The organism is Desulfovibrio desulfopostgatei, from assembly GCF_053570645.1.
Map to the genome: position 1 here is coordinate 1,240,243 of NZ_JBRBQS010000002.1, position 25,942 is coordinate 1,266,184.

Below are 25,942 nucleotides of genomic sequence, written 5' to 3' on the forward strand. Positions count from 1 at the left end.
GCTACACATCCAGCACGTTGCAGATAACAGTGATAATGGCGGTCGCCACAATAATGCCCACAATGGCCTGCACCACCGCTGTAGTGGTGGCCTGGCCCACAGCCTGGGCGCTACGCCCGCAGCGTATGCCCTGATAGCACCCGGCCACAGCCACAATGGCCCCAAAAACCGTGCCGTACACAAGGCCTATAATCAGATGCTTGAAGGGCACCATTTGGATGGTGGCGTTGATGTATTCCATGGGGTTCAGCCGCAGCATGGTGGTACCCACCAGAAAACCGCCGATAATGCCCATGAGGTCGGCATACAGGGTCAGCAGGGGGATCATGGCCATGAGGGCCAGTACACGCGGCAGCACAAGAAAATCGTGGGGAGAAATACCGAGGGTTGAGAGGGCGTCCACCTCTTCGTTGACCTGCATGGTGCCGATAAGGGCGGCGTAGGCGGCGCCCACCCGGCCCGCCATGACCACGCCCACCATAATGGCCCCCATGACCCGCAACATGCCAATGCCCACAAGGCCCGCAACGTAAATCTGCGCGCCAAACTGGGTGAGCTGCACCGCGCCCACAAAGGCCAGAATCAGGCCAAACAGCAGGCTGGTGAGCGAAATGATGGGCAGGGCGGCCACGCCGCATTCGTGCATGGCGGCAAACAGATCCATGGGGCGCATCTTGGCCCTGCCAAGAAACAGCCGCCAGATGGAAAGCACAATCTCGCCAAGAAAATTCAGAAAGTCCGCGATCTTGGGCGGAAGAGCCAGCACGCTTTCGCCCACGCGGGTCACAAAGCCCGCATCGGTTTTGCTGCGTTCGGAACCTGCCTTGGCAGGAACCGCAAAGGCCAGTTTGATGAGGCGCTCGAGGCCTTCGGGCAGTTCTGTATGCACCGGCAGCTCACGGGCGCGTGCCGCCTTGACCATTTGCACCAGAAAAACCAGCAGGGTGCTGTCCCACTGGCCTAGGTCGGCGCTTTCAAGGCGTACTTCGCGGATGCGCTGGTCGGCTACCTGGCTCAGGGCGGCCATGGCCTCCAGCGGCCAGGGTTCGTCCAGATTCCAGCGCCCGCCAACGCTTACGCGCAGCAGCGGCCCTTGAACAGATACGGTCACTTGCGGACTTGTTTCCATCACTATACTATACGCGTAGCATAACATCTTCGCAAGCGTCCTGGCCTGCGAACCGTTTTGAAACCTTTTTGAAACCCCAAACCACCGGGCTGTCATGTCGCTGAAACAACGCCTCAATCTTTCTGCCGAACCTGTCTTTCTTATGGACGGCTCTGCCTTTATATATCGCGGTTTTTTTGCCAACAAGAACATGCAGCGCTCCGACGGCTTTCCCACCAACGCGCTGGTGGTGGTAACGCGCGTGCTGCTGCGCATTCTGCGCGATGAACGGCCCGCCCATTTTCTCTTCGTAAAGGACGGCAAGGGCAAGAACTTCCGTCACGACCTCTACCCACTGTACAAGGCCAACCGTGACGCCACGCCAGAAGATCTGGTGCGGCAGATGGACCCCATTGTACGCATGGTCAAGGCTCTTGGCATTCCTGTTGAGATTTCTGACGGCTGCGAGGCTGACGATTGCATAGCCTCGCTGGCGGCGCGTTTTTCCGCCCAGCGGCCCGTGGTTATCGTAAGCGGAGATAAAGACCTCAAGCAGTGCCTCGGCCCCAACGTGTACATGTGGGACCCTGCATCCAAGGAAGAAAAACTGCTCTCTGCCGCAGAATTTACGGCGGAAAGCGGCCTCAGGCCCGACCAGTGGGCCGATGTGCAGGCCCTTGTGGGCGACACGAGCGATAATATCCCCGGCGTGCCGGGCATCGGCCCCAAGACGGCGCAGAAAATTTTTGAAATATGCCCAACGCTTGAAGACATCCGCGACCATTTTGCCCTGCTTGGCCCCAAGATTCAGGACAAGCTGCGCGACCACCTTGAAAACATGTTTTTGTGGCGGCAGCTCACCTCCCTTTCACTGGATGTGTGCACGGAGCTGACCCTTGACGACATGACCGTCAATCCTCTGGATGAAGCCCAGTGCGCCAGCATGGCGGAGGAATTTGAACTGCACGCCCTGCGTCGCGATATGGCAACGCTGGCCCGTTTGCAGCGCAGCGCCCCAGCAGGTTCGGCAGCGGCTCCGGCCGAGTCTGACTCTGCAACTGGCGGGTCTGTATCGAATGCTGGCTCAAATACTGGTGCCGATGCCGCCGCGCCCCGCCTCGCTGCCCAGGGTTCGCTGATGGCTCCCGCCGAAAAATCCCCTTCAAAACCTCGCCCCGCAGCCGGGGCAGGCCCGCAGATGAGCTTGCTGGATGTGGCCGACGAACCCGAAGCTCCGCTCCTGAGCGAAGCAGGGCAGTTGCCCCCCTGCGCAGGGCTCGAGGCCGCAATAATCTGGCCCGGCGGGCCGGGCAAACCGCCCCACGTGGCCGTGGCTGGCGGCGATGATTTTCGCTGGGGCGGTAATGTGGAAGACCTTTGCACATGGCTTGCCGGGGCGCAAAGGCTGGTGACGGCTGACCTCAAGGCCCAGCTGATAGCCGCCGCCTGCTGGCGCAAGCTGCCGTCCGAGGCCAATCCGCCGTTCTTTTTTGATCTTGGCCTTGCCGCCTACCTCATTAACCCTGAGGAAAGCGATTACGGCTGGCCCCGTCTGGCTGTGCGCTGGGGCATCCCCCTGCGCGAAGGGCAGGGCGGCAACGGCCCCGCCAGCATGGCCCTGCGCATGGCCGCCGCCATGGAACAGCGGCTGGAGGCTGACGGTCTGCTCGACCTGTACCGCACGCTTGAACTGCCGCTCACGCCCGTGCTGGCCCAGATGGAGGCGCGCGGCGTCGCCATTGACGCAGCGGCCTTTCAGTCTTTTCTTTCAGACGTGCAGGGCGAGATCGACAGGCTCACGCAGGAAGTTTTTGCCGCAGCGGGAACCACGTTCAACATCCGCTCGGCCCAGCAGCTTGGCGAGGTGCTGTTCAACACGCTCAAGCTGCCCTCGCCGCGTAAAACCCGTGGCGGTCAGGCCTCCACCAATCAGGAAACACTGGAAAAACTGGCCGGGCAACACCCCGTGGTGGAGAGCATTCTCCAGTTTCGTAAACTGGAAAAAATGCGCTCCACCTATCTGGATCCCCTGCCGCGCCTTGTGGACCCACGCGGGCGCATCCACACGACCTTTAACCAGAAGGCTACGGCCACGGGACGACTTTCGTCCAGCAATCCCAATCTTCAGAACATCCCCGTGCGCGGCCCGCTGGGCAAGCGCATGCGCTCGTGCTTTATCGCCGGGCCGGATCACGCCCTTGTTTCTGCCGACTATTCACAGGTAGAACTGCGCGTGCTGGCGCACATGTCGCAGGATACGGCCCTGCTTGAAGCCTTCCGCAACGGCGAGGACATCCACGCCCGCACGGCGGCGCTGGTGTACGATCTGCCGTCCGGCGAGGTCAGCCCCGACCAGCGGCGCAATGCCAAGACCATCAACTTTGGTCTTATCTACGGCATGGGCGCGCAAAAACTGGCTCAGGAGCTGAAAATCACCACCAACGAGGCCAAGGAATTCATTGCGCGCTATTTTGAGCGGCTTACAGGCCTGAAGCAGTTTTATGAAGAGGTGGAGGCTGTTGCCAAGCGGCAGGGCTATGTGACCACCCTTGGTGGGCGGCGGCGCTTGTTGCCCGATATCCATTCCGCCAACGGGCAGAACTACGCGCTGGCGCGGCGGCAGGCTATCAATACCGTGATTCAAGGGTCAGCGGCGGATATCATCAAGCTTGCTATGCTGGCTGTGGCCCATGATGCGGAGTTGAAGCGGCTGGATGCCCGGTTGCTTTTGCAGGTGCATGACGAACTTTTGCTGGAAGTGCCCACGGAGGCTGCGGCTGCTGCGGGTGAACGGGTGGCGGCGCTTATGGGCGGGGTTATGCCGGGCGGCGTGGCTTTGTCTGTGCCGTTGGTCGTTGACTGGGGGCAGGGCAGGGATTGGGGCTCCGCCCACTAGAGCATGGGGGGCTTTTTGTCTCTGGCTGCGTCAAAACGGTTTTTTATTTCGGTCGAGTACCGTGAGAGTACACTCCCTGCATAAAAAAACGTTTTTCCTTGCCAGAAAGCAAAAATCCCCACCATGCAAATGGTTGCCTTGCGGTTTGGGGTGAGCCTGTCAGGCTGATTTACGCAAACCCGACTTTTGTGGCCTGAATGCGTCAGCGCCGGGATTTTGATGCTCACGTACTTGAGTACGCTGCGCTCAAAATCCCGGCGCTTTCTTTTCAGTCCGCAAAACGCGTATTTTGCAAATTAGCCCAACACCAGCCATCGCCTCCGCTTTCGCTCCGGCGAGTATAAGGAAGGCAACTCCACGACCAGCTTCTTATGAAGGACGATATTTTTCTGACTTGTAGGACATTCGCTTGATCACGGTTGATCGGGGTAGGTGTTGTTTGCAATGGGCTGTTTTTTTGAACAAAATTTTTATCTATCTGCAATGGTTATTATTTTTATCGACTTGGAAAGCCAAGGGCATGCGCAAGGGGCAAAGCATTTATTCAAGGCATAAAAAACAGTGGTATTTGGCTGAAACGGAAACCATCCAAAGCGAAAGCGTACTCTGGCATTTACGCGGCGCGGAGGGAGATCGCCTGCGTGAGCGTAGCGAGGGAAGGAAGCTCCCGCAGCGATAGCCGCGTTGCCCTCGTTGCCTGATGGGAATTGAAAACGCTTCTTAGGGGGTGTTCCGGGGGGATGCAAGGGGGCAAAAGGGGCGCAGCCCCGACGGAGTGTTGGCAACGTCAACACGACCGGAAATCAGGAGTAGGTCGCGGCTTTGCCGCGCCGTAAGCGACAGATTTTCGTGCCTTACCGCCCGGCGGCGTAGACGCCGATGGCGGCCCAAAGCACGTAAAACGGGATTTGGCATCAGGATGAAGGGGGCGTAGCCCCATAACCGGCCCCGCCTTGCCGCGCGCCGCGCAGGCGTCCCAATCGCCTGTCAGGCGAAAATTGATGTGCTCGAGGGACAAAAAATCGAGAAAGCTCTAAGAGTTTAAGCCCTTGTGGCGAAAAACAATACTTCCACCCTTAAGATACGCTTCCAACCCACCGGGCAACTGAAACCTCGTATTCCCCCGCCCCTTGGCAAGAGCATCATCCAGAGCCAGCAAAGTTCGGGCGCGAGCCTGACCGTGAATCTGCCCCGAACTGTCAGAATCTTTGTCAGCATTCCCCGCCGCAGGGCGGCACAAAAACCGCACAGCCCTTACATACAAGCGTAATCGGGCAGCAGGGTGCAGCCCCGCCAGCAACTTCGCGGGCAAGATCAGGCTGGGGCCTTCGGCGCCGTTTTCATTCTTCCGCAGCTCCGCGTCACCCTTCCCCACAATCCACGGATGTTCAGCCAGGGCCGCATCGAGCGCCGTATTCCAGTAATCCTCATCCAGCCGCGCCATTTGCCACAGATCATGCAGGGTGCGGTCAAGGGAGGGATTTTCTTCGCGCAGCAGGGGCAGCACATCCAGCCGCAGCCTGTTGCGCTTGTATTGGCGGCTCTGGTTGCTGGCATCCTCGCGCCAGTCAATGCCGCATTCGACCAACAATGTTCTCAGCGCTTGCGCGTCCGTTGCCAGCAGCGGGCGCAGCAGATGGCGCTCGTCATCGCGAGCGGCCATGCCTCCAAGGGCGGGCCATCCTGTGCCCCGCGTGAGGCGCAGCAATACGTCTTCGCTCATATCGCCAGCGTGATGCCCAAGGGCGATAAAGTCGGCCCCCACGGCAACGCGCTCCTGCTCAAGCAGGGCATAGCGCAATCGGCGTGCGGCATCTTCAATGCCAGTACCGCTGTTTTCGGCCAGCTTGCGCACATCGGCTTGCCGCACGGTACAGGGGATGTTCAGGATATTGCATACCTGGAGTGTAAATACAGCGTCTTGCGCAGATTCGTCCCGCAAGCCGTGGTCAACGCTCAGGGCGTGGAGGCTCAGCCTGAGCCGTGGGGCCAGCAGGTGCAGCACAACGGCGAGCGCTGTGGAATCGGCCCCGCCGGAAAGAGCCAGCAGCAGCCGCGAACCTTTTGCAAGCCCAAGCCGCGTCAGGCAGAAGCGCTCCACCTCAAGGCAAAGACGGGCCGCAGTGGGCGGGATGTTTTGCAGCGTAGGCGCGGATTTGATCATGGCATGCCTGCGGCAAGGATGTATGGGCAAAATGTCGGCCCTGAGAGATTTGAGTCCGCGAGGCTGGGAATGCCTAGTGCGGGAGGGCTTTGGGGAGCAGCATGTGCCGCCCCAAAGCCGTATCAAAAAGCCGTGCCTGGGGGGCTGTCTCTAACTCAATGATTTTGCGCCAAGGGCAAGGAAAAAGGCTTTTTTTACGAAAGGAGTGTACTCTTACGGTACATGACTGGAGTAAAAAATATCTTTTTGACGCAGCCAGTTGGACAAAAGAATGAGTTAGAGACTGACCCTAAGCCGGATTGATGCCCAGTTCCACCAGCAGGTTCTCAAGCCATACGATCATGCGGTCGCGCAGTTCGGGCGAGGCATAGTGCACACATTCGCAGCGCATGCGGCCACGCGCGCGCACAAGCAGCTCAAGGCGCACAAAATTTTCTTCAATTTCCAGCCCCATGACGTGGGGGCCGCAGCTTTCCTCATGCTTCTGCTGCACTGGCGAGAGCATGTCGGCGGGAACGGGCAGCCAGAAGAGGCCGTCCATGCCCGAGGTAAGCTCCATCTCGGTGAGGGTGGCACTCAGTTTAGCGGTATCTTCTTCCGTAATGTCGTCAATTCCGTACCAGCGCATCAGTGTTCCTCCGAATAGGGGCAGCCAGTTTTATCCAGATTGAAAATACGGCGCGCAATGCTGATGCGCGGGCCGTTGCCCTCCTGGGACATGCTGCCGCGCTTGAGAAACATGATGGGGTCATGGTTGAGCTTGCGCACCAGCGCACCCACCAGAGCCTCAAGGGCATCGCGGGTTTCATCGTTCACCGGGCCGAGCCTTTTGAGGGTCTTGGCCAGTTCTTCCTGTCCCATGCGTTCGCCGCGCTGGATGAGGTCAACGATGGTGGGCTGGACGTCGAGGCTTGAAAGCCAGCGGGAGAACAGCAGCACTTCCTCATTGACGATATCCGCGGCCTTGGCGGCTTCGTCGCGTCGGGTGGCGAGGTTTTCTTCCACCACTTCCTTGAGGTCGTCAATGTCGTACAAATAGACGTTGTCGAGGCCGTTGACGTCCGGGTCGATATCGCGCGGCACGGCAATGTCGATAAAGAACATGGGCCTGTTTTTGCGGGCCTTGAGCACGGCGCGGATGTCGCGCGCGCGGATGATGGGTTCCTGCGAACCGGTGGAGGTGATGATGATGTCCACCTCTGTCAGGTGCTCTGCCATGTCTTCAAAGGGGATAGCCCGTCCCTTGAACTGCTTTGCCAGCTCCTGCCCGCGTTCGAGCGTGCGGTTGGCAACCAGAATTTCATCAATGCCCGACTGCAAAAGGTGCATGGCGGCAAGTTCGGCCATTTCGCCAGCGCCCACCAGCATTGCCTTGTGGGTCTTCATGTCGCCAAAAATGCGTTTGGCAAGCTCCACGGCGGCATAGCTGATGGAAACCGCGCTGGAGGCCACCGCAGTTTCTGTGCGCACTCTTTTGGCTACGGAAAAAGCCTTGTGCACCAGCCTGTTAAGTATAACGCCCGTGGCGTGGCACTTGACCGCCTTGCGGTAGGCGGTTTTGAGCTGGCCCAGAATCTGCGGTTCGCCCAGCACCATGGAATCAAGGCTGGACGCCACAGAAAACAGATGGCGCACCGCCTCCAGATTCTTGTGCACGTAGACGTAGGGCTTGAGTTCCTCGGGCTTTGCGCCGCGCGCAACGGCCCAGTTTTCAAGCACCTGCCCGGCCACGTCGCCGTTGCCGGCGGCCAGCAGCTCCACGCGGTTGCAGGTGGAAAGGATCACGCTTTCGCTCACCGCGCCAACACATGGCACGGCCCAATGCTCTTCATCGCAGTGGTTGACCAGGGCAAAGCGCTCGCGCACGTCCACGCTGGCAGTGCGATGATTCAGGCCGACAAGAAAGATATCACAGTCCATGATGATAGCCCGGTCAGCGCCGGATGAATGCGTGGTGTGTTTCCATGAAGGTATTCACCACAATGATTGAAAAGAGGCAGAGAATAAATACAAAAACAGCCAGTTGCGCAGGCTTGCGGCCCTTCCAGCCCTTGGTGAGGCGGTTGTGGAAAAGCACGGAGTAGAACAGCCAGATCACAATGCTGATAACTTCCTTGGGGTCGCCCGTAACCGTGCCGCCAAATACCGGCTTGGCCCAGATAAGCCCGGAAACGATGCCCAGAGTGTACATGGGGAAGCCGATCATGGTCGTGATGGCGTTGATTTTATCAAGCATGGAGAGGGCGGGCATGTCGAGCCAAAAGCCCTTCATGGTCAGCTTGCTCTTGATGCGCCCCTCCATGAACAGAAACAGCGCCCCGGCGGCAAAGGCCAGCGCCAGCAGGGCAAGGCTCAAAAAGAGCGAGCCGATGTGCAGGGCGTAAAATGAGGTGTTGAGCGAGGGCGGAACCTGCACCACCGAGGCCAGATACGGGGCCGACATGGCAAAGAGCATAAGCCCGAGCGGCGTGGCGAATACCAGCGGAATTTCCTGCCGCAGCTTGGCCCAGGCGGCAATGCCGCAGAGCACCACGAACCAGGCCATGAGCTGAAAGTACGCGCCAGCGCTCAGGCCGCCGGGCAGGGCCTTGTGAAAGCCCAGAAAAAGCATGAGCGTCTGACAGGCAAAGCCCGCCAGCGCCACGCTACAGCCTATCTTGCGCCACAGGGCGCTGCGCGCGGCAACGCCCGCAAGCCCTGCAACACTGGCGGAGCCATAGAGCAGCAGGGTTACGGCGGTGGAAAATTCAGGGGAGATCATGGAGCAACTCCGCTATATTGGCGTGCAGTGCGGGCGGAAGCACCGCCTGCAAATAACGCGTACAGTTTTCATGGTCGTGTTCTTCCAGCCATTGTTGCAGAGGTGATTCTGCCAGCTTGCGGAACAATCCGGTATTCTGCCCTGTATCGTGCCCCAAGGCAAGAACCAGAGGCCGCAGCCGACCCATCAGGGTTGCCATGCGCGAACGCGGTTCAAGCCAGCGTTCAAGTTCGCCCTTCCAGCGGCGGGCCAGCGCGGGGCTTGCCCCGCCAGTGGAAAGCGCCGCCGCAAGCGGGGTGCTGCGGGCCACGGCTGGCACCTGAAAACAGCCCTCATCCGGATTGCTCGCGCTGTTGCACAAAATACCCGCAACGGCGCACAGGGCGGCAATGCGGCTGTTTTCCGCAGCGCTGCCCGTGGCGGCAAATACCAGCCCGCAGCCATTGAGGTCGGCAGCCTCGCAGGCGCGGCGTTCAAAGTGTACCCTTGGATCGCGTAGCAGTTCCGCCGCTTCCGGCGCTGATTCCGTCGCAGGCCCGACAGGGTCGAGCACCAGCACGGATGCCGGATTGCAGGCCAGCAGGCCGGAAAGTTTGCGTTGCCCCACCTGACCAAGGCCGACCACCAGACAGCGAATGCCTGAGAGCGAGATGAATATGGGGTAGAGCGGGGCGAGGGGCAGTTGTGCGCGCATGTGTGATCCAGATGGTGAAAGAAGCTTGAGGGTGAGCATACAGCAGCGCGAAATATTTTGCAAAGGGCTTGCGCGCCGCAGCATTTGCGCAACTTTGACTGTTGTGCAGCGAAGCTGCGCCGCACATTGCTTGCCTAGGTGGACAGATTGCCTTAGATTGTGGGCAATTGGCAGTTTTACGCAGGCTTGCGGCTATTGACCGGTTACTGCCATCAACAACCATACGGAACGACATGCCCAAATTTTTGGTCATACAGGCGGCACGCTTTGGCGATCTGGTGCAGACCAAGCGCCTGTTGTTGAGCCTGGCCTTGCGCGGCGAGGTTCATCTTGCCGTGGATGTCAGCCTGGTTCCGCTGGCCAGGGTGCTCTATCCCTTTGCCGAGCTGCACGCCCTGTCGGTGCACGGCAGGCCCGAGGCAGAGGCGCTGGCGCGCAACACCGCTGTGCTGGACCGTTGGCAGGGCTTGCCCTTTGAAGCCGTGTACAACTGCAATTTTTCCGGCACTACTGCGGCCCTGTGCCGAGTTTTTGAGGTGGAACAGGTTCAGGGGTACCGGCCAGAGGCCGGGGGCATTTCGCGCTCGCCCTGGGCGCGTCTTGGCTTCCGCCTCAGTGAGCGGCGCGCGCTGGCAACGATGAATCTTGTGGATTTTTGGGCGCATTTTGCACCAGAGCCGGTTGAGCCCCGCAGGGTCAACCCTGTGGCGACCCCCGGCGGGCGAGGGCTCGGCGTGGTGCTGGCAGGGCGCGAATCGCGCCGCTCGTTGCCCGTGCCCGTGCTGGCCGAGGCGGTGCGCACAGCCTTTGGGGCATTGGGCGGCCCGCGCATTCTGTTGCTGGGTTCAAGGGCGGAGCAGCCCGCTGCCCGTCAACTCTTGCGGCATTTGCCTGGCAAGATGCTCGACAGGGTGGAAGATTGCAGCGGCAAAACAGACTGGCCCGCCCTTGTTGACGCCGTAGACGGGTTGGATGCGCTGATCACGCCCGATACGGGCATCATGCACCTTGGCGCGCACCTTGGCGTGCCTGTGCTTGGTTTTTTTCTCTCTTCAGCCTGGCTGCACGAAACCGGGCCATACGGCGAGGGCCATCATGTGTGGCAGACGGCGCGCTCCTGCGGGCCGTGTCTTGAAACCGCCCCTTGTCCCTACGATGTAGCCTGTGGTCAGCCCCTGGCGCAGGTGGAGCTTTTGCGCTCCATTGCCGCAGTACTTGCCCGTCTAAAATCGGGCGCGCCCTTTGCCGCCGCACAGGCGGAATCATGGCCGCCCCTGCCAGCGGATTTGCAGTTGTGGCGCACGGGCATGGACTCCTTGGGCACGCTGCCGCACCTGCTCGCGGGAAGTGACCCGCATGCGCAGGAGCGCAGGCGCGTGCGCGATTTTCTGGCTGCGCGCCTGCATCTGCCCATGCCGGACGAAAGCGCCGCTCTTGCCCCGCAAGCTCCGAATCTTGACGAATGGCTTTATAACGATGCGGACTGGATGTTGCCGCCAGGGAGATACTGCTGATGCCCGCCGCTCCTCTGCGAATTCTTGTGGTGCTGCCCATGTACGGCGGCTCGCTGCCCATCGGCCGCTACTGCGCCAGCGCCCTCAGCGGGCTGGGGCACAGCGTGCGCGTGTTTGAGGCTCCCTTGCTGCATCCGGCCTTTACCGGGCTGCGCGGCCTCGGGTTGGCCCCGACGCAGACTGCCCAACTGGAAAATTCTTTTTTGCAGGTGGTTTCGCAGGCCGTGTGGGCGCAGGTTCAGGCGCAGGAGCCGCATCTGGTGCTGGCCCTGGCGCAGGCTCCCATAGGGCGCAGCCTGTTGCAGCGTTTGCGCAGGTCGGGCGTGCGTACAGCCATGTGGTTTGTGGAAGATCACGAGGTTTTTGATTACTGGAAGGCCTACGCGCCACTGTACGATGTTTTTGCCGTTATCCAGAAAGAGCCTTTTTTATCCATGCTCTCGGGCATCGGGCAGGGCAATGCCCTGTATCTGCCGCTGGCGGCCCAGCCGGATTTCCACAAGCCACTGGAGCTGACCGAGCAGGAAAAGCGCGAATATGGGGCCGATATCGGCTTTCTTGGCGCGGGTTACCCCAACCGTCGGCTGGCTTTTCGTCAGCTTGTGGGGCGTGATTTTAAAATCTGGGGGTCGGACTGGGACGGCGAGAGCCTGCTTGCGCCCCACGTGCAGCGCGGCGGCGCGCGCATTGATGCGGATGAGAGCGTCAAAATCTACAATGCCACGCGCGTCAACCTGAATCTGCACTCGAGCCTTGGCACTGCGGAGCTTGTGAGCAAGGGCGATTTTGTCAATCCGCGCACGTTTGAACTGGCGTGCATGGGGGCCTTTCAGCTTGTGGACAGGCGGGCGCTCATGCCCGAGCTGTTTGCGCAGGATGAACTGGCAACCTTTGGCACGCTGGAAGAATTTTACGCGGGCATTGAGTATTTTCTGGCCCATCCGGACGAGCGTCACGCCTTTGCCGCCCGCGCAAGGGAGCGGGTGTTGCGCGATCATACGTACGAGCAACGCATGGCTGCGCTGCTCGACTTTGTGGAGCAGCGCCTCGGCCCCTGGCCGGTGGAGCTGGGTTCTTCCGGCGGCATGCCGTCCGATGTTGAGGCCGTGCTTTCGCCCGAGATTCGCAGGGACATGGCGGCGATGTTGCAGGGGCTTGGCCTTGGCCCCAATGCCGGATTTGACGATGTCATCAATGCCTTGCGCGCCCGTAGCGGCGTGTTGACAGAAACCGAGGCTGCCCTGCTGTTTCTCGATGAATGGCGCAGGCAGTACGGCAAAAAATAACTTTTCAATATCGTTGCATAATTCCTTGTGCGCCATGCCCGGTTTTGCCAGCAGCGCGCAGATACGAAAAACCCCGCCGTGGAGGCGGGGTTTTTACGTCATATCCATGCGGCAATTAGCCGCTATTGCACAATATCGGTCATGGATGGGGGCAGGGTGATTTCCGTCATGTTGAGGTAGAAGGGCAGCATGATGGCAACTGCCAGCATCAGCGCGGCCAGCAGGGTGATCTTGTGGCGCATGGGGGTGGCGCTGCGGGCCACGAATGTCCAGAGCAGGGCCGGAACAAGCCAGAGCAGCAGCTCTGCGCTTTCCATAATGGCGTCAGTGGCGGTAAACGTGTCGTTTTGCCAGGCGTTCTGCACGTCAAACACCGAGGATGCCAGCAAAATAACCCAGAAAACAGCCCAGGCGTTGCGCGCCCATGTGGCGCACCAGGGGAGCATGGTATTGTAGTGGTCGCGGCCAAAGTCGTCATATTTGCGGCGCAGCACAAGCCAGAAAGCGCCCATGCCGCCAGCCACGGCCAGCATCAGGGGCAACGACCAGAAAAGGGCGCACCAGAAGGGGGTTCCAAAACCGGGAACATAAATGTGCCCAAGGGTCAGCAAGTCCGCATCGGGGCGGGCCAGTGCCGTGAGCAGGCGGGCCGCAGCCAGGGACGCCACGGTGGCGATGATGCCCTGAATGCCGCTGACCACGCCCATGCCCACATGCAGCATGGGCAGCTTGAGCAAGAATTTCCACAAGGCAAAATACATGCTGTTGATAAGTACGGCCAGCCCGAGCATGATCCAGCTCATTTCAACCATGAAGTCGGAGATGGAGTCGGGCGTATAGGAGCTTTGCGTAAAGAAGAGCCAGACCCTGCCGCAGATGAGCAGCGCCCAGCCCAGCAGCAATGAGAGCAAGGCCAGCTGGCGTGCGCATTTTTCATAGGAGGCGCGCTTGCGCGTAACCGCCAGCGCCCGTGCGGTGGCAGACATGAAACCCAGACCCGCAAAGGCCAGCAGGGCCGCGAGCGGCAGGGCTATGCTCAGGGCGTCAAGGCCCATGCGCGCCATGGGAAAGGACTGTCCAAGATGCCGCAACGCGTCCATCCAAGTTGTCAGGGCCGCTGCCATTTCCTGGAAAAAATTCATCTGGCTTCGCCTCCGGTCTGGCTTGATGCCGGATAGGAACTGTTCATGCGGATTATTGCCGCCTTTTGCCTGCCGTGTTTCGGGTGAGCCACCTGTGCACGTGCGAATGAAGGCAAAATCCCGTTTGCAGCCGGGCGCAGGGCACACCAAAAGCTGCGGAACAGACTTTTTGATGCTGCGATGCTCCGGTTGTCCGTATCTGTTATGTAGTACGAGCGTGAGCAAGCCTGTTCTTGCCTGAAAAACGCTGCCGCTGCAAGAGTTCTTGAAATATGGCCGGGGTTGAGGCACAAGAAAGGTTGGCAGGTTGATGGGCTTGTGCGTTTGCAGTTCTGTCGGCTTTAGCAGCCGGGCAAGCGACAAGACCGGGCCGAAATTTTTTTGATGGGCGTCTGTTGCGGGCTTTTGATGCATTGAGCGATATTTCAACGCAAGAATGCTCTTGTGCTGGAGACCGGGATGAAAACACTGATTGTTGTGCCGTTGGCCTGCGTTGCGCTGGTTGCTGGCTGCGCTTCTTCTGACAAAATGCGTCAGGTGGAATCGACCAGCGAAACCAACCAGAAGCTGCTGCGCGAGACCGACCAGCGATTGCGTACGCTGGAGCAAAGCGTAAATACGCTTGATACCCAGGTTGCCCAGCTCAATAACAGGGTTTACGAAGTGCGCACCCGTGGCGGACAAAAAACCGGCATGACCGTGGTGCCCATTATTCCGCCGCAGCCTCACAAGAGCGTTGTGGTTACGCCTGCCCAGCCGGAAAGCGCCCAGCTTACCGCACACGGCCCGGTTGCGCCCAGCAGCTCCGAGCGCCTTCCAGTCAATCCCGCTCAGCCCGCAGCCAGTGCTGTTCCAGCAAACTCCACAGCGTCCAATGCCCGTACTATTGATCCCGCCGCCACAATCAGGCCCATTCCCGCTGCCGCCCCGCGTGAGACCGCCAGGGCCGAAGCCGAGGCGATGCCCAAAACTTCTGCGGAAAAGATCCCTGCAGCAAAGACCGCTGCACAGCAAAGCTCCGCAGAAAAGCCGCAAGCTGCCGCCAAGGGCGCGGCGGGGGCTGCTTCGGCCGGATCTGCTGCATCTTTCGCTCTGCCGCCCGAGTCGGCTTTGCCCCCTGCTGCTTCTGCCGCAAGCGGAAAGGGGGCGGTTCAGCCCATGCTGCCGCCTGTTGCCGCAGCCGGGGGCAATCCTGATGTCCCCGTGCCTTCTGTGCCGGTCTCTGATCTTGCGCTGCCGCCCGAACATCCTGGGCTGGGCCTGCCGCCCCTGCCTGGGGATGCCGCCGCCAAAAACGGCGCAAAGGGCAAGGCTGCCAAAGCCGCTGCCTCACCTGCTCCTGCTTCGGCCCCTGCTTCGGCGGCAAGCACTGCCGCCACGCCTGCTGTCTCGGCGCAAGCCCAGCCCGCAGCCTTGCCCAAGAGCGGCAAGGGCGAGGAAGCCGCATACAAGGCTGCCTTGCAGCCTGCCATGTCTGGCCGTGCCGCAGACAGTATTGGCCGTTTTCAGACCTTTTTGCAGGAATACCCGCAGGGCCGCTTTGCCGCCAATGCGGAATACTGGATTGGCGAGGGCTACTACGCCCAGGGCAAGTACAAGGATGCGCTGGCGCAGTTTGAAAAGGTCAACAGCCAGTGGCCTCGCCATCACAAGAATGCCGATGCCCTGCTGAAAACCGGCATGACCCTGAGCCGTATGGGCGACAAGGAAGGCGCCGCGCAGGCGTACAAAAAACTGCTGTCGCAGTTTCCCAACTCTGAAGCGGCGGGGCTTGCCCGGTCGCGTGGTCTGGCCCGGTAAAATGGGCTGCACAGCGGCGCTGGGCCATACAGCGGTGGCGGCATGAGCCAGCCATGTAAAACTCTGGCTGTAATGGACGAGGCCGCCCGCAAGGAATACTGGGCCAGCCTTGCCCTGCGGCACTGCCGTGGGCTGGGTGCGCGTTCTGCCGCACGCCTTGCGCGGCACTTTGGCTCGGCCTACGCCGCCGTGCAGGCGCGCGAACTCTGGCATGAGGCGGGCGTCAACAAGGGGCAGGCCGCCGAACTGGCTACGGGGTCGTGGCGTGTCACTGCCAGAGAAGAATGGGATCGCGCCCGCGATCTTGCCGCATCCATAGTCCTGTGGACAGACCCTGAATATCCCGTGCTGCTGCGCCCGGTTATTGATGCGCCCCTGCTGCTCTATTGCCGGGGTGATCTTTCCCTGCTGCAATCGCCGGGTTTTGCGGTGGTTGGCTCGCGCAAGGCCACCAAACATGGCAGGTCTGTGGCCGAATACATGGCGCGCTGCCTTTCGGCCTGCGGCATTGCCATTGTTTCCGGCATGGCGCTGGGCATAGACAGGGTTGCCCATGAGGCCGCGCTTGAGCGCGTTGGCCGCAGCATCGGCGTGTTGGGAACGGGCATTGATATGCTCTATCCCATTGGCAACATGACTGTTTTTGATGAAATGGAGCGCCGGGGTCTGCTGATCTCTGAATTCGCGCCCGGCACTCTGCCGCATGCGGGCAATTTCCCCATCCGCAACCGCATTATCAGCGGGCTGTCGCTGGGAGTGCTGGTGGTGGAGGCCGCCCAGCGGTCGGGCAGTCTTATCACGGCGCGGCTGGCTCTGGAGCAAAACCGCGAAGTGTACGCCGTGCCGGGGCCTGCGCTGGATGCCCATTGCCTTGGCTGTCAGGATTTGGTGCGTCAGGGCGCGCATGCCGTATTCAGCGCCGAGGACGTGTTGCGTGATCTTGCGGAGCAGTTGCGGCCCTTTGGCATCAGCGAGGGCAGTGTTCCCGGTGAAGAGGAAGGGCTGCTGGAGGATGTGCCTGTGCCGCAATCATCCAAGGCGGCAGGCACGTCCAGAGCGTCAGCACCCAGCGCAGCAGCTGGCAAACCCGGCAAGGCCAATGGGCAGGATGCCCCAACCGGGGCGCATGCCAGCGAAACCGCACCTATTATAGATGATGCCAGCAGCAATGCATGCACAGGGCAGCCCCTCAACGAGGGCGAGCGCGCCGCTGCGGAAAACGCCGCTGCCGCCGATGGCAACGCTGATCTGCTTGCGTATCTGCGTCAGCATGGCCCCACCCATGCCGATGTTCTGGCTGATGCCGCAGGGCTGAGCGCTGCGGCGGCCAATGCCGCTCTTGTGGGGCTTGAGATGCTGGGCAAGGTGCGGCGTTTGCCCGGCGCGCGCTATGAGGTGACGGCATGAGCAGGGCACAGGGCGGGCAAAAAGGCCCGGTCGGCGCGACCGCCAGCCCAAAGGCCGGGCGCGGTGCTGCTGCGGCCAAAACAACAGCGCGCAAAAAAACTGCGGGCAAGCAAACGCAAGGCTCGTTGACTGAGGCAGCCACGCCAAACACGCAGGAACAGGCCGCTGGCGGGCAACGCAAACCCGGCCCCGACCGGGCAAAGCTCTTTGTTGATGCCTTTCTGGCCTGGATGGAAGTGCAGAAGGGCGCTTCGCCCGCCACGCTCAAAGCCTACGGCAGCGACCTTGCGCAACTCATCGAATTTCTGCGCGGGCAGGATGCTGACCTTGGAAGGCCCGAATCCGTCACCCGGCGGCACGTGCAGGCCTATCTGGCCTGGCTGTTCCGTCAGGGCGAGGCCAAAAGCTCCATGGCCAGAAAACTGGCGGCTGTGCGTTCATTCTTCCGTTTTCAACAGCGCAATGGTGTGGTAACAGAAAATGTGGCCGCGCAGGTGCGTAATCCCCGGCAGGAAAAACGCCACCCTCGCGCCCTGAATGTGGACGAAACCTTTGCCTTGCTGGATGCGGAGCATGGGCAGGCCGGGACAGAGAGCGCCGAATCCGCGCGCCTGCTGTGCCGCGACCTTGCCCTTGCGGAACTGCTCTACGGTTCTGGCCTGCGCATTTCAGAGGCGCTTGGCCTCAATATTGATGATGTGCAGCTTTCATCGCGCGTGCTGCGCGTTATGGGCAAGGGCTCGCGTGAGCGGCTTGCGCCGCTTTCCGACACGTCGTGCGAGAGCCTCAGGGCATGGCTTGACGAGCGCCCGCTTCTGGCCCTGCCGGAAGAGCAGGCCCTGTTTGTGGGTTCGCGTGGTTCGCGCCTGAACCGCAGGGAGGCCGCGCGCATTGTGGAGCGCCTGTGCCGCCGGGCCGGGCTGGATTTTACAGTGTCGCCGCACAGCCTGCGCCATTCGTTTGCCACGCACCTGCTTTCGGCAGGGGCCGACCTGCGCAGCGTGCAGGAGCTGCTGGGACACCGCAGATTGACCACCACCCAGCGCTACACGCAGGTAAGCCTTGAGCATTTGATGGAAGCCTATGACAAGGCCCATCCCAAGGCGACGAAAAAATAAAAAAATCACTAAGTTAAAAATATCGTTTATTTTCAAATAGATGTGTTTTGTAGGGTAGAGTGTCCACTAATCTGTTTCGGGTTTTTTTGTGCGAAGACCTTGGCATGGACAGGACTTTGTGCTAAAGAGAACAAAGCGGTCGCACTGAACCGCATACCCGAACAATACCGGAAGGAGAGACTGTCATGTCCGCATTAGTTATTGGTCACATGAATCCTGATACCGACAGCATCATTTCTGCCATTGCCGCCGCCGACCTGTACAGCAAGCGCGGTCTGGACGTTACCCCTGCCGCTCAGGGCGCGCCCACTCCTGAAACCGAATTCGTGCTCAAGAAGTTCGGTCTCACCGCTCCCCAGGTTGTTGCCGACGTGGCTGGCAAGAATCTGTATCTGGTGGACTATTCCGATCTGGCTCAGGCCCCCAAGGGAATGGATTCCGCCTGTGTGCTCGGTATCGCTGATCACCACAAGCTTGGTGATGTGACCACCTCCGCGCCCCTGGAAGCCTGGATCTGGCCCGTGGGCTGCACCTGCACCGTGCTGAAGAACATGTTTGACTTCTACGGCGTGGAAATTTCCAAGGGCATCGCTGGCGGCATGCTGTGCGCCATCCTCTCCGATACCGTTATCTTCAAGTCCCCCACCTGCACCCCCGCCGACAAGAAGGCCGTTGAAGAACTGGCCAAGATCGCGGGCGTGAGCGACGTGATGGCTCTGGGCATGGAAATGTTCAAGGTCAAGAGCGCCGTTGAAGGCACCTCCATGAAGGATCTGGTCTTCCGTGACTACAAGGACTTCGACATGGGCGGCAAGAAAGTTGGCATCGGCCAGCTCGAAGTGGTCGACCTTTCCATTCTGGAACCCGTCAAGGCTGGCCTTCAGGCCGAAATCGCCCGCGTGAAGGGCGAAGGCCGTCACAGCGTGTTCCTGCTGCTCACCGACATCATGAAGGAAGGCTCTGAAATGCTGATCGTTTCTGACGATCCTTCCGTGGTGGAAAAGGCTTTTGGCGTGAAGGCCGAAGGCAAATCCGTGTGGCTGCCCGGCGTGATGAGCCGCAAAAAGCAGGTCGTGCCCAACTTTGAAAAGGCTTTCAAGTAAGCTCTAGCTTAGCTTGAAATGATTTTGCCCCGCCGGGGCAGGGAAGCAGGTTCTTGCGAACCGAACCCCTGCCTTGGCGGGGTTCTTTTTTGCAGGGCAGCACCTGGCGCTTTTTTGAGGGGCAGGGGCTGCCTTTTGCGCTGGGTGAGGCGGCGTCATAACAGTGCCGCACTGGCGGGCGATTTGTGCGGTTGCGGCGGGATGCCCAACAGCGGCCCCCTCGCGCAGGCAGTTCCGCTTTTGCAGTGCTTTATCCGCGCGCGGGGGCAGGGGCAAGGGTGCGTAAGATGCGCCAAAATCGTGGGGGATGCCTTCGGGGCAGGCCGTTGACCGCAGCGCCTGCATGTTGCCGCGCAATTCAGTTGAGGGCTGGCTCTGCTGGTGCTCGGACGCAAAAAGGCTGCCAGTTCTGTGCGAACCGACAGCCTCTGATTCTTATACTGCAGGGTTGGACGAGTGTGCGGCCTACAGGCTGCGCTCTTCCAGACCTTCGCCGCTCTTTTGTTTGGCCTTGTTGGGCGGGGTAGTGACAGGCTGCAAGCCGGGCACCACGTCATGCACTTCCGTAGGCGGCAAGAGCGGATCGGCGGCATCGCGCTGAATGACCTTGCTGTCGCGCACGTACAGCGTGCAGGAAAGGCCAAAGCACTCGTATACCGCAGCAACAGTGCCCTTGAGCTTTTCCTGATCATTGAGCGGCGGTGGAACCAGCACGTAATAAATGCGGGTGCGCCCGCCCCTCTTGGGTTCCACAAAGCAGGAAACTATCCATTCATCCTGTCCGTCCCCGTTCCAGTCCGCAATGCCGACCATATTGACTTTAAGCTTCTGCGTGGCATGATTGATGCTGAAACCGTTGGGGAAACGCTGCACGCGGCTGTCGGGCAGGATGGTGGCGGAAAATGTTTCGCCAAGATACACATCGTGCGCCGTATCGTTTTGCAGCATAAATGAGGGCGAAAGGCGGGTGAAAAGTATGTCGCCGTAGTCTTTCAAACCCTTGAACGACATGGGGGCCGTGTAGGAGCCGTCCTTGTCCAGCAGGTCACGGGCCTGAAGTTCCTTGGGCATGTTATGCGCCATTTTCATGAATTCGTCTTTTTCCACCACAACTACAGGGCGGGTGGTACCGCAGCCGGCAAGCAGACAGCCCAGGCAAAGCAGGGCGCAAATTCGCGATAAGACCATGATATGTGTCGACTCCCCTGGCGGAGATTTGACGGCAAAAAGCCGCTTCTCCGTGAATGCAGCTTTTGTAAGCGTCTGCGAGCGGCTTGTAAAGAGCATTGCGGGTAGTATGGTACGGTATCTGCATGTTTTTATGATAATGTCATGAAAATGCTCCAACCCCACAGGACACGACATGCCCGAACCAATATATTTGCAAATGCCCGAACCCAGACTGAAAAAGCATGGCCGCATGTTTTTGCGCCTCCTGCCCCTGTGGGTGATAGGCTGTCTGGTTGCCGCCGGGTGGTGGTGGATTGAATCTGGCCGCGTAACAAGCACTTGGGCCATGCTCGACGGCATGGTGTATGCGGTTTCGTCCGAATTCCCCGCCAAGGTCGAATCCGTGGCTGTTCGCGAGGGCGACCGCGTCAAAAAAGGGCAGGTCTTGGCCCGGCTGGACGCCAGAGCTTATGCTGGCCGTGTGGGCGAAGCCGGGCGCGAGGCAGCCGGTCTGCGCGCTATGGCTGGCCCGCCGAGCATTGAAGAAACCGCAGCCCGGCTCAAGCAGGCGCAGGATTCGGAACAGGAGATGGTGCGCCGCATCGCACTGGCGCGGCATGATGAAGATCTCAAACAGAAAGCGCGTGAAGAGCGCGTGGCAGAGCATGTGCGCGCCCAGCTTGCCCTGCGCACCCTTGATAGCCAGGGCGGTGAACGCGCCGTGGGCAGCGCGCGCTACGCAGCCGCCAAGCAGGCGGAAGCTCAGACCCGCCTTGCCAAGGAGCGGGCCATTGTGGAATTTGAACAGGTCAGCCTTGTGCGCGCAGCCATAGATCAGGAACTTGCCCGAGTGCGTGCGGAAGCTCTGCGTTACAAACAGTTGGCCTCAAGCAACCGCTATGCGCCAAAATATGTGGCAGGCGCCTTGGGCGCTGCCATGAATGCCGTGCCGCAAAATGCTGTGGACGGCAATCTCTACGCGCCGCAGGATGGGCGCATTCTGCGCGGCATCGCCATGCCGGGGCAGTCTGTGCAGCGCGGTGAACCCGTGGTCCTGCTGTTGCCCGAGGGCAAGGAAGCGCAAAAATCCTTCTGGCTGTTGGCCTTTTTTACGCAGGATGCCGCCAATGCCCTCAAGCCGGGCCAGAAATGCGCCATAACCCTGAAAAATGACACCAGGCTTGAAGGGCGCGTCTATGACAGGCTCGACCCGCAGCCCCTGCCGCCCAATGCCATTGCGGATAGCAAGGATGCCAGTGAGACTGCGGCCCGCCCGGAAGTTTACGTGCCCGTGCGCATAACCATCAGTGATGGCGAGGGCAAGCAGTTTGAACCCGGCATGCTGGGGAAGTGCGAGGTTATGACGAGGGTTTTCTGGAATTAGGGGGATGCTGCGCATCTGTGCGGCAGGCGACCTAGTTGATGAATCTTGTTGATTGAATTTATTGCCCTTTGGGTATGATATTTCGTCATCCGGCGAAATTTGGGACGCCTGCGCGGCGCGCGGCAAGGCGGGGCCGGTTATGGGGCTTCGCCCCCTTCGCGGCCCCCCTTGCATCCCCCCCGAAGCACCGCCAAAGAGGGCTTTCAGCTATCTTTATGCTACGAGGGCAACGCGGCTATAGCTGCGGGAGCTTCCTTCCCTCGCTGCGCTCACTCAGGGGATCTCCCTCCGCGCCGCGTTAATGCCAGAGAACGCTTCCGCTTTGAATCAAAAGCTGCTTCAGCCATGATTGAAGATTCTTCTGAAGTGCTGAAAACAGCTCTCTGAATATTTCGTTCAGCCATGATCAAATGGATAAATTGAGAGTCAGAAAAATCCGCCCGCCCCTCCTATCTGTCGTTGCTATCTTCCCCCTACTTCCCGGTGTACACGGCGCCAGACGTGGGGCTTTCCTTAACCACGATTTTTGAAAGCCCCCTGATCTGGGGATCCAGCTTGCCCCAGAGCCAGATGGCGATATTTTCGCTGGTGGGATTTTCAAGCCCTTCAATATCATTCAGATACGTGTGATCCAGCTGGTCAACATACGACTTCGCAGTCGCTTTGATGTCGCCAAAATCAACAACCCAGCCATTGGTTTCAGACACTTCGCCCTGCACATAAACTTCAACAACAAAAGTATGCCCATGCAGATTGCCGCATTTGTGGCCCGCAGGTACAGCGGGCAACCGGTGCGCCGCGTCAAACGTCATAGTAACGTAAATATCCATATGTTCTCCTAAGCAATGCCGATAAACTTGTGCGTCTGGAGGCTGAGCTTCCACAGCGGGCGATCCTGACAGATTCTGACAGCATCTTCTGTTGCCTGTGACTGACCTGCATAGTCGCGTGGTTGCAGAAAAAAATGTTTGAAATCCAGTTGCTCAAAATCCTGTACGGAAATGCCCTCTTGAGGCCAGACGAGCTTCAGCTCGCTCCCGGATGTAACAACCAGCTTTGTTCCCGCCTTGGGGCTGACTGTAATCCAGTCCAGGCCTTTGGGCAGGGCGAGCGTCCCGTTGGTTTCTATTCCTGTTTCCACACCGCAGCGGTCCAACTCCTGCAACAATTCTTCTGTAAGTTGCAGGGCAGGCTCCCCACCTGTGAAGACCACGTAAGGCCGATAGCCCGGATGCGTATAGCTGGGGAAAAAAGAGCAGATCGCCTGGGCCAGCGTAGCTGCGTTTTTGAATTCTCCGCCCGATTTCTCGGCCCCGAGAAAGTCTGTATCGCAAAATGGGCATTTGGCAAATTTGCGATCTTCTTCCCGCCCTGACCAGAGGTTGCAGCCGGAAAAACGGCAGAAAACCGCGGGGCGGCCCGCGTGGAACCCTTCCCCCTGCAACGTATAAAAGATTTCCTTGACTGCAAAGCTCACTATATTTCTCCAGTTCCACCGCATAGTTGTCATACGCTGCCTTTTACCTCACAGGCAAGCAGCCGCAATTTTTCTGCGTGAAGCGCGTATTCTTATACCCTCAGAGACATGCTGAGGCAAAATGTGTATTTTATCAAGAATATCAATGGAGTGCTGGAAGAATCCAGGCAAAGGACTCGCAGTTTTTGAAAAGCAAGCGCCGGGATTTTGCGCACCCGTATTCCTGCACGGAAGCATCAAAAACCCGGCGCTGACGCATTCAGCGCGGCAAAACCGTGTTTGCGGCATTACGCCAGACAGGCACGCCAATTCCCGATTGGGGGATGGAGCCAGTTATGGAGCCAATTCTAGAGCCTGATCAGTTCGCCTGTCCTTCCAGTTCTGCCAGATGATTGCGGGCAAAATCCAGGCTGGCGTCAAGCTCCAGCGCGGCGCTCAGATATTCGCGGGCCTGCTCGGCATTGCTCATGAATTTTTCGCACAGGCCGAGGTTGGCCAGATCCATTGCAGAGCCTTTGTCCACCCGCAGCACAGCCCTAAAGGCCTCAGCCGCCTTGGCATAGTCACCCGTCTTGAAGTGGGCCACGCCAAGCAGATTGCCGTATTCCTTCATGTCCGGGCAGAGCCTGGCAGCGGCTGCCAGCGCAGGCAGGGCCTCCTGCCAGCGGCATTCAAGGGTGTCTGTATAGCCAAGGTAAAAGGAGGCCAGAGCCTGGGAATCCGCATCCGGTTGCAGGGGAACGGCTGCGGCAAAGGCGCTGCGGGCAGTGTTGAAGTCTTCCGCGCGCAGGGCCAGCATGCCTTCAAAGAAAGGCAGAAAATGCGCGCCGGGATAGCATGATTCCAGCACTTTCAACCCGTGCAGCACGGTTTCCGCATCGGCTTCTTCCACAAGCTTGCGGCCCACAAAGAGTCCAAGGCTCTGGTTGCGGTCGCGCTCGCGAAAATGCAGACCCGGCACAATGCTGTAGTGGGTGGGGATGCCAAGGCGAGGATGCGTGGTTTCTACCGCGTAAAGCTCCAGCGGGGCAAGGCCGCGCAGGGCAGTGAGCAGTTCTTCGCGAATATCGGCGTTTTCCACGGTGGGCAGGCTGGCAAGGGAGACGGTTGGGCCTTCGATAAGCCAGTTGATCTGCTCAAGGGCCGTGTACTTGGAAAGGCCTGAGGCCTCGTAGCAGGCGCGGGTGCAAAAATCGCCTGCAAGCTGGGCAACTTCCGTAACCGCGCGGATGGCCGCCTTGGCAGGAGAAGCCGCAGTGCCTGCGGTGTAGACGATTTCAGAACTGTCGGGAAAGGTTTTGGGATCCCAGGCAACGGCGGCAACCGTGGGCAGGGGCATGCCCTGCGAAAAATCTTTCAGCACAATGCGTATGCCCTCGCGCTCAAAGGCCGCCAGCAGTTCGGCCAGCACCGGGTCAAAGGCGCAGGATGCCGGGTCGATGGTGGGCGTGGTGGGCAGGTTGCGGTCAACGCGGCAGCACACGTGGCGTTCGATCAGTTCGCTCAGGCCTTGCAGCAGCGATTCTTCACGGCTGTTGCCAGCCGAAGTGCCGTTAAATTCGCCAAGCAGCTTGAACCAGTCCAGCGGCAGCCATACGGTTTTGCCGTCCAGCAGGCGGGTGGCGGGGTAGAACTGCCAGCGCGTGAGGTCAAGCACACGGCGGGCATCCTGCGGCGAAAGGGTGTCGTCCACCGAGCGCAGCATGGCCTCAATGGACAGCAGATCGCTGCCAAAGCGGGCCTCGGCCTCGCTCCATGTGGCGCTGACCATATGGGGGCGTTCTTCCCAAAAGCTGAAAAAGGCAAAACGCTCCATCAGTTCCATAAGGGCCGAAGCTTCGGCCTGTTCGGCGGAGGAACCTTTGCCCATCTGTTTGCGGGTGGGCATGATGCGCCGGGCATCGGCCCCGCACACGCTCAGGAACACAGGTATGCCAAGCCTGCCCACGTCCACGCGGCGCGTTTTTGACAAAATGTCGAGGCGGGAGGAATCCAGCCGCTCGCGAACGCGGGCAATGGTCTGCGCGGGGCTCATGGTTTTGTCCAGATCGCGCGTGTAGCCCTTGGGGCAGGGGGCCAGGGTTATAATGGGCAACTGTTCGTTCATGGCCGCTCCAGAATCAGAATGCTGTACAGACGGCGCTGTTCTTCGCCGTTTTCATCGTGGGATTTAACGCCGATGCGGCCTTCGGTTATCTTGAAGGTCTTGGCCGCGATTTTGCCAAAATGGGGTTTGGCGCGGGCTACATCGGTGCAGAAAAATGCCTTGCCGCCGGGTGCGAGGTGGCGATCCACAAACTTGACCAGAGGTCTGTGCAGGTCGTCCAGATAGAGAATTTCCGAGGCGGCGATAATGTCAAAACCGCTGGCAAAGCGCGGGTCGCGCCCCGGCGCGGTCACGTCCACATGGGTGACTTCAATCTGGTCGCCCAGGCCGTTGCGCAGCACGTTGGCCCTGGCAAAGCGCAGGGCCTGCTCCACCACATCGCTCAGCACCACGCGCGCAAAGCCGTAGCGGGCGGCTACAAGGCTCAGCGCGCCGCAGCCAGCGCCTAGCTCCAGCAGGCTTTTGCCCTGCGGTTCGTACTTGCGCAGCAGGCGGCCCAGCACAAAAGAACCGGGCCAAAGCTTTGCCCACAGGGGCAGATCCTTGAGCGGATCATGGATGGCCTTGCGTTGCAGCAGCTTGTCCAGATGGGCGCTCATATTCTGTATGGAGAGCACCTCAAGGGGATTTTCGTCCACATGCAGCGGTTCGAATTCCACATCAAAATCGGTGCGGATGCGTTCCAGCAGGGTCTCAAGTTCGGCGGCATGGGCCTGGGAAAGACTGGGCGATGTTTCCTCGGGTGACAACGGCGTGCACAGGGAGTCAGACATGGATGTTCCTTGCAAAGGGGAATACAAAGGCTTCGATA

Annotated in this window: 21 protein-coding genes; 9 read left to right on the forward strand and 12 right to left on the reverse strand. The window is 59.8% G+C overall.

Going from position 1 to position 25,942, the window contains the following annotated elements; genetic code table 11:
- Position 1 precedes the first annotated feature (1 nt).
- Positions 2-1,129 carry an MlaE family ABC transporter permease gene (locus tag ACUZ9Q_RS05560; protein ID WP_227117839.1) on the reverse strand — a complete coding sequence of 376 codons (1,128 nt, stop codon included), beginning with the start codon at positions 1,127-1,129 and terminating at the stop codon, positions 2-4.
- Between the two features lie 94 nt (positions 1,130-1,223).
- Here ACUZ9Q_RS05560 and polA point away from each other — a divergent pair, with 94 nt between their 5' ends.
- The gene (polA, locus tag ACUZ9Q_RS05565) at positions 1,224-4,004 is read left to right on the forward strand and encodes a DNA polymerase I (RefSeq protein WP_449247468.1); all 2,781 of its coding nucleotides are present in this window, start codon (positions 1,224-1,226) and stop codon (positions 4,002-4,004) included.
- Positions 4,005-4,413: 409 nt separating this feature from the next.
- Entirely contained in the window at positions 4,414-4,683 is a 270-nt protein-coding gene (locus ACUZ9Q_RS05570; protein ID WP_449247469.1) for a hypothetical protein, read from the forward strand.
- A 354-nt stretch (positions 4,684-5,037) separates the two neighbouring features.
- Here ACUZ9Q_RS05570 and tilS read toward each other — a convergent pair whose 3' ends face one another.
- The 5 genes from tilS to ACUZ9Q_RS05595 form a co-directional block, all read right to left on the reverse strand.
- Positions 5,038-6,168, reverse strand: a complete 1,131-nt coding sequence (tilS, locus tag ACUZ9Q_RS05575; RefSeq protein WP_449247470.1) for a tRNA lysidine(34) synthetase TilS — start codon at positions 6,166-6,168, stop codon at positions 5,038-5,040.
- A gap of 289 nt (positions 6,169-6,457) precedes the next feature.
- A complete protein-coding gene (locus ACUZ9Q_RS05580) occupies positions 6,458-6,796 on the reverse strand; it encodes a hypothetical protein (protein ID WP_449247471.1) in 339 nt (112 codons plus the stop codon).
- Positions 6,796-8,088, reverse strand: a complete 1,293-nt coding sequence (gene hemA, locus ACUZ9Q_RS05585; RefSeq protein WP_022658581.1) for a glutamyl-tRNA reductase — start codon at positions 8,086-8,088, stop codon at positions 6,796-6,798. Before hemA ends, ACUZ9Q_RS05580 begins: the two co-directional genes overlap by 1 nt.
- Before the next feature lie 13 nt (positions 8,089-8,101).
- Positions 8,102-8,929, reverse strand: coding sequence for a cytochrome c biogenesis protein CcsA (gene ccsA, locus ACUZ9Q_RS05590; RefSeq protein ID WP_192111486.1), 828 nt, complete (start codon positions 8,927-8,929; stop codon positions 8,102-8,104).
- On the reverse strand, positions 8,916-9,623 hold the full coding sequence (locus tag ACUZ9Q_RS05595; RefSeq protein WP_449247472.1) for a precorrin-2 dehydrogenase/sirohydrochlorin ferrochelatase family protein: 708 nt from the start codon (positions 9,621-9,623) through the stop codon (positions 8,916-8,918). Before ACUZ9Q_RS05595 ends, ccsA begins: the two co-directional genes overlap by 14 nt.
- 233 nt (positions 9,624-9,856) lie before the next feature.
- Between ACUZ9Q_RS05595 and ACUZ9Q_RS05600 the strand changes: the two genes are divergently transcribed.
- Positions 9,857-11,137, forward strand: a complete 1,281-nt coding sequence (locus ACUZ9Q_RS05600; RefSeq protein ID WP_449247473.1) for a glycosyltransferase family 9 protein — start codon at positions 9,857-9,859, stop codon at positions 11,135-11,137.
- A complete protein-coding gene (locus ACUZ9Q_RS05605; protein WP_449247474.1) occupies positions 11,137-12,423 on the forward strand; it encodes a CgeB family protein in 1,287 nt (428 codons plus the stop codon). Before ACUZ9Q_RS05600 ends, ACUZ9Q_RS05605 begins: the two co-directional genes overlap by 1 nt.
- Positions 12,424-12,545: 122 nt before the next feature.
- On the opposite strand, the gene ACUZ9Q_RS05610 is transcribed toward ACUZ9Q_RS05605, so the two are convergent.
- Positions 12,546-13,565, reverse strand: coding sequence for a hypothetical protein (locus tag ACUZ9Q_RS05610; protein ID WP_449247475.1), 1,020 nt, complete (start codon positions 13,563-13,565; stop codon positions 12,546-12,548).
- A gap of 459 nt (positions 13,566-14,024) precedes the next feature.
- Here ACUZ9Q_RS05610 and ybgF point away from each other — a divergent pair, with 459 nt between their 5' ends.
- The 4 genes from ybgF (at position 14,025) to ACUZ9Q_RS05630 (ending at position 18,993) form a co-directional block, all read left to right on the forward strand.
- Positions 14,025-15,365 (forward strand): tol-pal system protein YbgF, encoded by a 1,341-nt coding sequence (ybgF, locus tag ACUZ9Q_RS05615; protein WP_449247476.1) that lies wholly within the window; start codon positions 14,025-14,027, stop codon positions 15,363-15,365.
- Positions 15,366-15,407: 42 nt separating this feature from the next.
- Positions 15,408-16,772 carry a DNA-processing protein DprA gene (dprA, locus tag ACUZ9Q_RS05620; RefSeq protein ID WP_449247477.1) on the forward strand — a complete coding sequence of 455 codons (1,365 nt, stop codon included), beginning with the start codon at positions 15,408-15,410 and terminating at the stop codon, positions 16,770-16,772.
- Entirely contained in the window at positions 16,769-17,890 is a 1,122-nt protein-coding gene (locus tag ACUZ9Q_RS05625; RefSeq protein ID WP_449247478.1) for a tyrosine recombinase XerC, read from the forward strand. Before dprA ends, ACUZ9Q_RS05625 begins: the two co-directional genes overlap by 4 nt.
- Before the next feature lie 185 nt (positions 17,891-18,075).
- Positions 18,076-18,993, forward strand: a complete 918-nt coding sequence (locus ACUZ9Q_RS05630) for a manganese-dependent inorganic pyrophosphatase (protein WP_192111492.1) — start codon at positions 18,076-18,078, stop codon at positions 18,991-18,993.
- Positions 18,994-19,458: 465 nt separating this feature from the next.
- On the opposite strand, the gene ACUZ9Q_RS05635 is transcribed toward ACUZ9Q_RS05630, so the two are convergent.
- Positions 19,459-20,181: a hypothetical protein gene (locus tag ACUZ9Q_RS05635; protein WP_192111493.1), complete on the reverse strand. Its 723-nt coding sequence runs from the start codon at positions 20,179-20,181 to the stop codon at positions 19,459-19,461.
- Positions 20,182-20,356: 175 nt separating this feature from the next.
- Here ACUZ9Q_RS05635 and ACUZ9Q_RS05640 point away from each other — a divergent pair, with 175 nt between their 5' ends.
- Entirely contained in the window at positions 20,357-21,547 is a 1,191-nt protein-coding gene (locus tag ACUZ9Q_RS05640; protein WP_215647686.1) for an HlyD family secretion protein, read from the forward strand.
- A gap of 473 nt (positions 21,548-22,020) precedes the next feature.
- Here ACUZ9Q_RS05640 and queD read toward each other — a convergent pair whose 3' ends face one another.
- The 4 genes from queD to ACUZ9Q_RS05660 all read right to left on the reverse strand — a co-directional run bounded on the left by queD (position 22,021) and on the right by ACUZ9Q_RS05660 (position 25,904).
- Positions 22,021-22,377: a 6-carboxytetrahydropterin synthase QueD gene (gene queD / locus ACUZ9Q_RS05645; protein ID WP_022658592.1), complete on the reverse strand. Its 357-nt coding sequence runs from the start codon at positions 22,375-22,377 to the stop codon at positions 22,021-22,023.
- A gap of 8 nt (positions 22,378-22,385) precedes the next feature.
- Positions 22,386-23,024 (reverse strand): 7-carboxy-7-deazaguanine synthase, encoded by a 639-nt coding sequence (gene queE, locus ACUZ9Q_RS05650; protein WP_449247479.1) that lies wholly within the window; start codon positions 23,022-23,024, stop codon positions 22,386-22,388.
- A 358-nt stretch (positions 23,025-23,382) separates the two neighbouring features.
- Complete coding sequence (locus ACUZ9Q_RS05655; protein ID WP_449247480.1) at positions 23,383-25,131, reverse strand: YcaO-like family protein; 1,749 nt, start codon at positions 25,129-25,131, stop codon at positions 23,383-23,385.
- Complete coding sequence (locus ACUZ9Q_RS05660; RefSeq protein WP_215647683.1) at positions 25,128-25,904, reverse strand: class I SAM-dependent methyltransferase; 777 nt, start codon at positions 25,902-25,904, stop codon at positions 25,128-25,130. The genes ACUZ9Q_RS05655 and ACUZ9Q_RS05660 overlap by 4 nt, the downstream gene beginning before the upstream one ends.
- Positions 25,905-25,942 lie beyond the last annotated feature (38 nt).

What these genes read in the sequence shown, in the direction of transcription:
- ACUZ9Q_RS05560 (WP_227117839.1), bottom strand. Translation starts at nt 1,129, where the DNA reads ATGGAAACAAGTCCGCAAGTGACCGTATCTGTTCAAGGGCCGCTGCTG.
- polA (WP_449247468.1), top strand. Translation starts at nt 1,224, where the DNA reads ATGTCGCTGAAACAACGCCTCAATCTTTCTGCCGAACCTGTCTTTCTT.
- tilS (WP_449247470.1), bottom strand. Translation starts at nt 6,168, where the DNA reads ATGATCAAATCCGCGCCTACGCTGCAAAACATCCCGCCCACTGCGGCC.
- ACUZ9Q_RS05580 (WP_449247471.1), bottom strand. Translation starts at nt 6,796, where the DNA reads ATGCGCTGGTACGGAATTGACGACATTACGGAAGAAGATACCGCTAAA.
- hemA (WP_022658581.1), bottom strand. Translation starts at nt 8,088, where the DNA reads ATGGACTGTGATATCTTTCTTGTCGGCCTGAATCATCGCACTGCCAGC.
- ccsA (WP_192111486.1), bottom strand. Translation starts at nt 8,929, where the DNA reads ATGATCTCCCCTGAATTTTCCACCGCCGTAACCCTGCTGCTCTATGGC.
- ACUZ9Q_RS05595 (WP_449247472.1), bottom strand. Translation starts at nt 9,623, where the DNA reads ATGCGCGCACAACTGCCCCTCGCCCCGCTCTACCCCATATTCATCTCG.
- ACUZ9Q_RS05600 (WP_449247473.1), top strand. Translation starts at nt 9,857, where the DNA reads ATGCCCAAATTTTTGGTCATACAGGCGGCACGCTTTGGCGATCTGGTG.
- ACUZ9Q_RS05605 (WP_449247474.1), top strand. Translation starts at nt 11,137, where the DNA reads ATGCCCGCCGCTCCTCTGCGAATTCTTGTGGTGCTGCCCATGTACGGC.
- ACUZ9Q_RS05610 (WP_449247475.1), bottom strand. Translation starts at nt 13,565, where the DNA reads ATGAATTTTTTCCAGGAAATGGCAGCGGCCCTGACAACTTGGATGGAC.
- ybgF (WP_449247476.1), top strand. Translation starts at nt 14,025, where the DNA reads ATGAAAACACTGATTGTTGTGCCGTTGGCCTGCGTTGCGCTGGTTGCT.
- dprA (WP_449247477.1), top strand. Translation starts at nt 15,408, where the DNA reads ATGAGCCAGCCATGTAAAACTCTGGCTGTAATGGACGAGGCCGCCCGC.
- ACUZ9Q_RS05625 (WP_449247478.1), top strand. Translation starts at nt 16,769, where the DNA reads ATGAGCAGGGCACAGGGCGGGCAAAAAGGCCCGGTCGGCGCGACCGCC.
- ACUZ9Q_RS05630 (WP_192111492.1), top strand. Translation starts at nt 18,076, where the DNA reads ATGTCCGCATTAGTTATTGGTCACATGAATCCTGATACCGACAGCATC.
- ACUZ9Q_RS05635 (WP_192111493.1), bottom strand. Translation starts at nt 20,181, where the DNA reads ATGGTCTTATCGCGAATTTGCGCCCTGCTTTGCCTGGGCTGTCTGCTT.
- ACUZ9Q_RS05640 (WP_215647686.1), top strand. Translation starts at nt 20,357, where the DNA reads ATGCCCGAACCAATATATTTGCAAATGCCCGAACCCAGACTGAAAAAG.
- queD (WP_022658592.1), bottom strand. Translation starts at nt 22,377, where the DNA reads ATGGATATTTACGTTACTATGACGTTTGACGCGGCGCACCGGTTGCCC.
- ACUZ9Q_RS05655 (WP_449247480.1), bottom strand. Translation starts at nt 25,131, where the DNA reads ATGAACGAACAGTTGCCCATTATAACCCTGGCCCCCTGCCCCAAGGGC.
- ACUZ9Q_RS05660 (WP_215647683.1), bottom strand. Translation starts at nt 25,904, where the DNA reads ATGTCTGACTCCCTGTGCACGCCGTTGTCACCCGAGGAAACATCGCCC.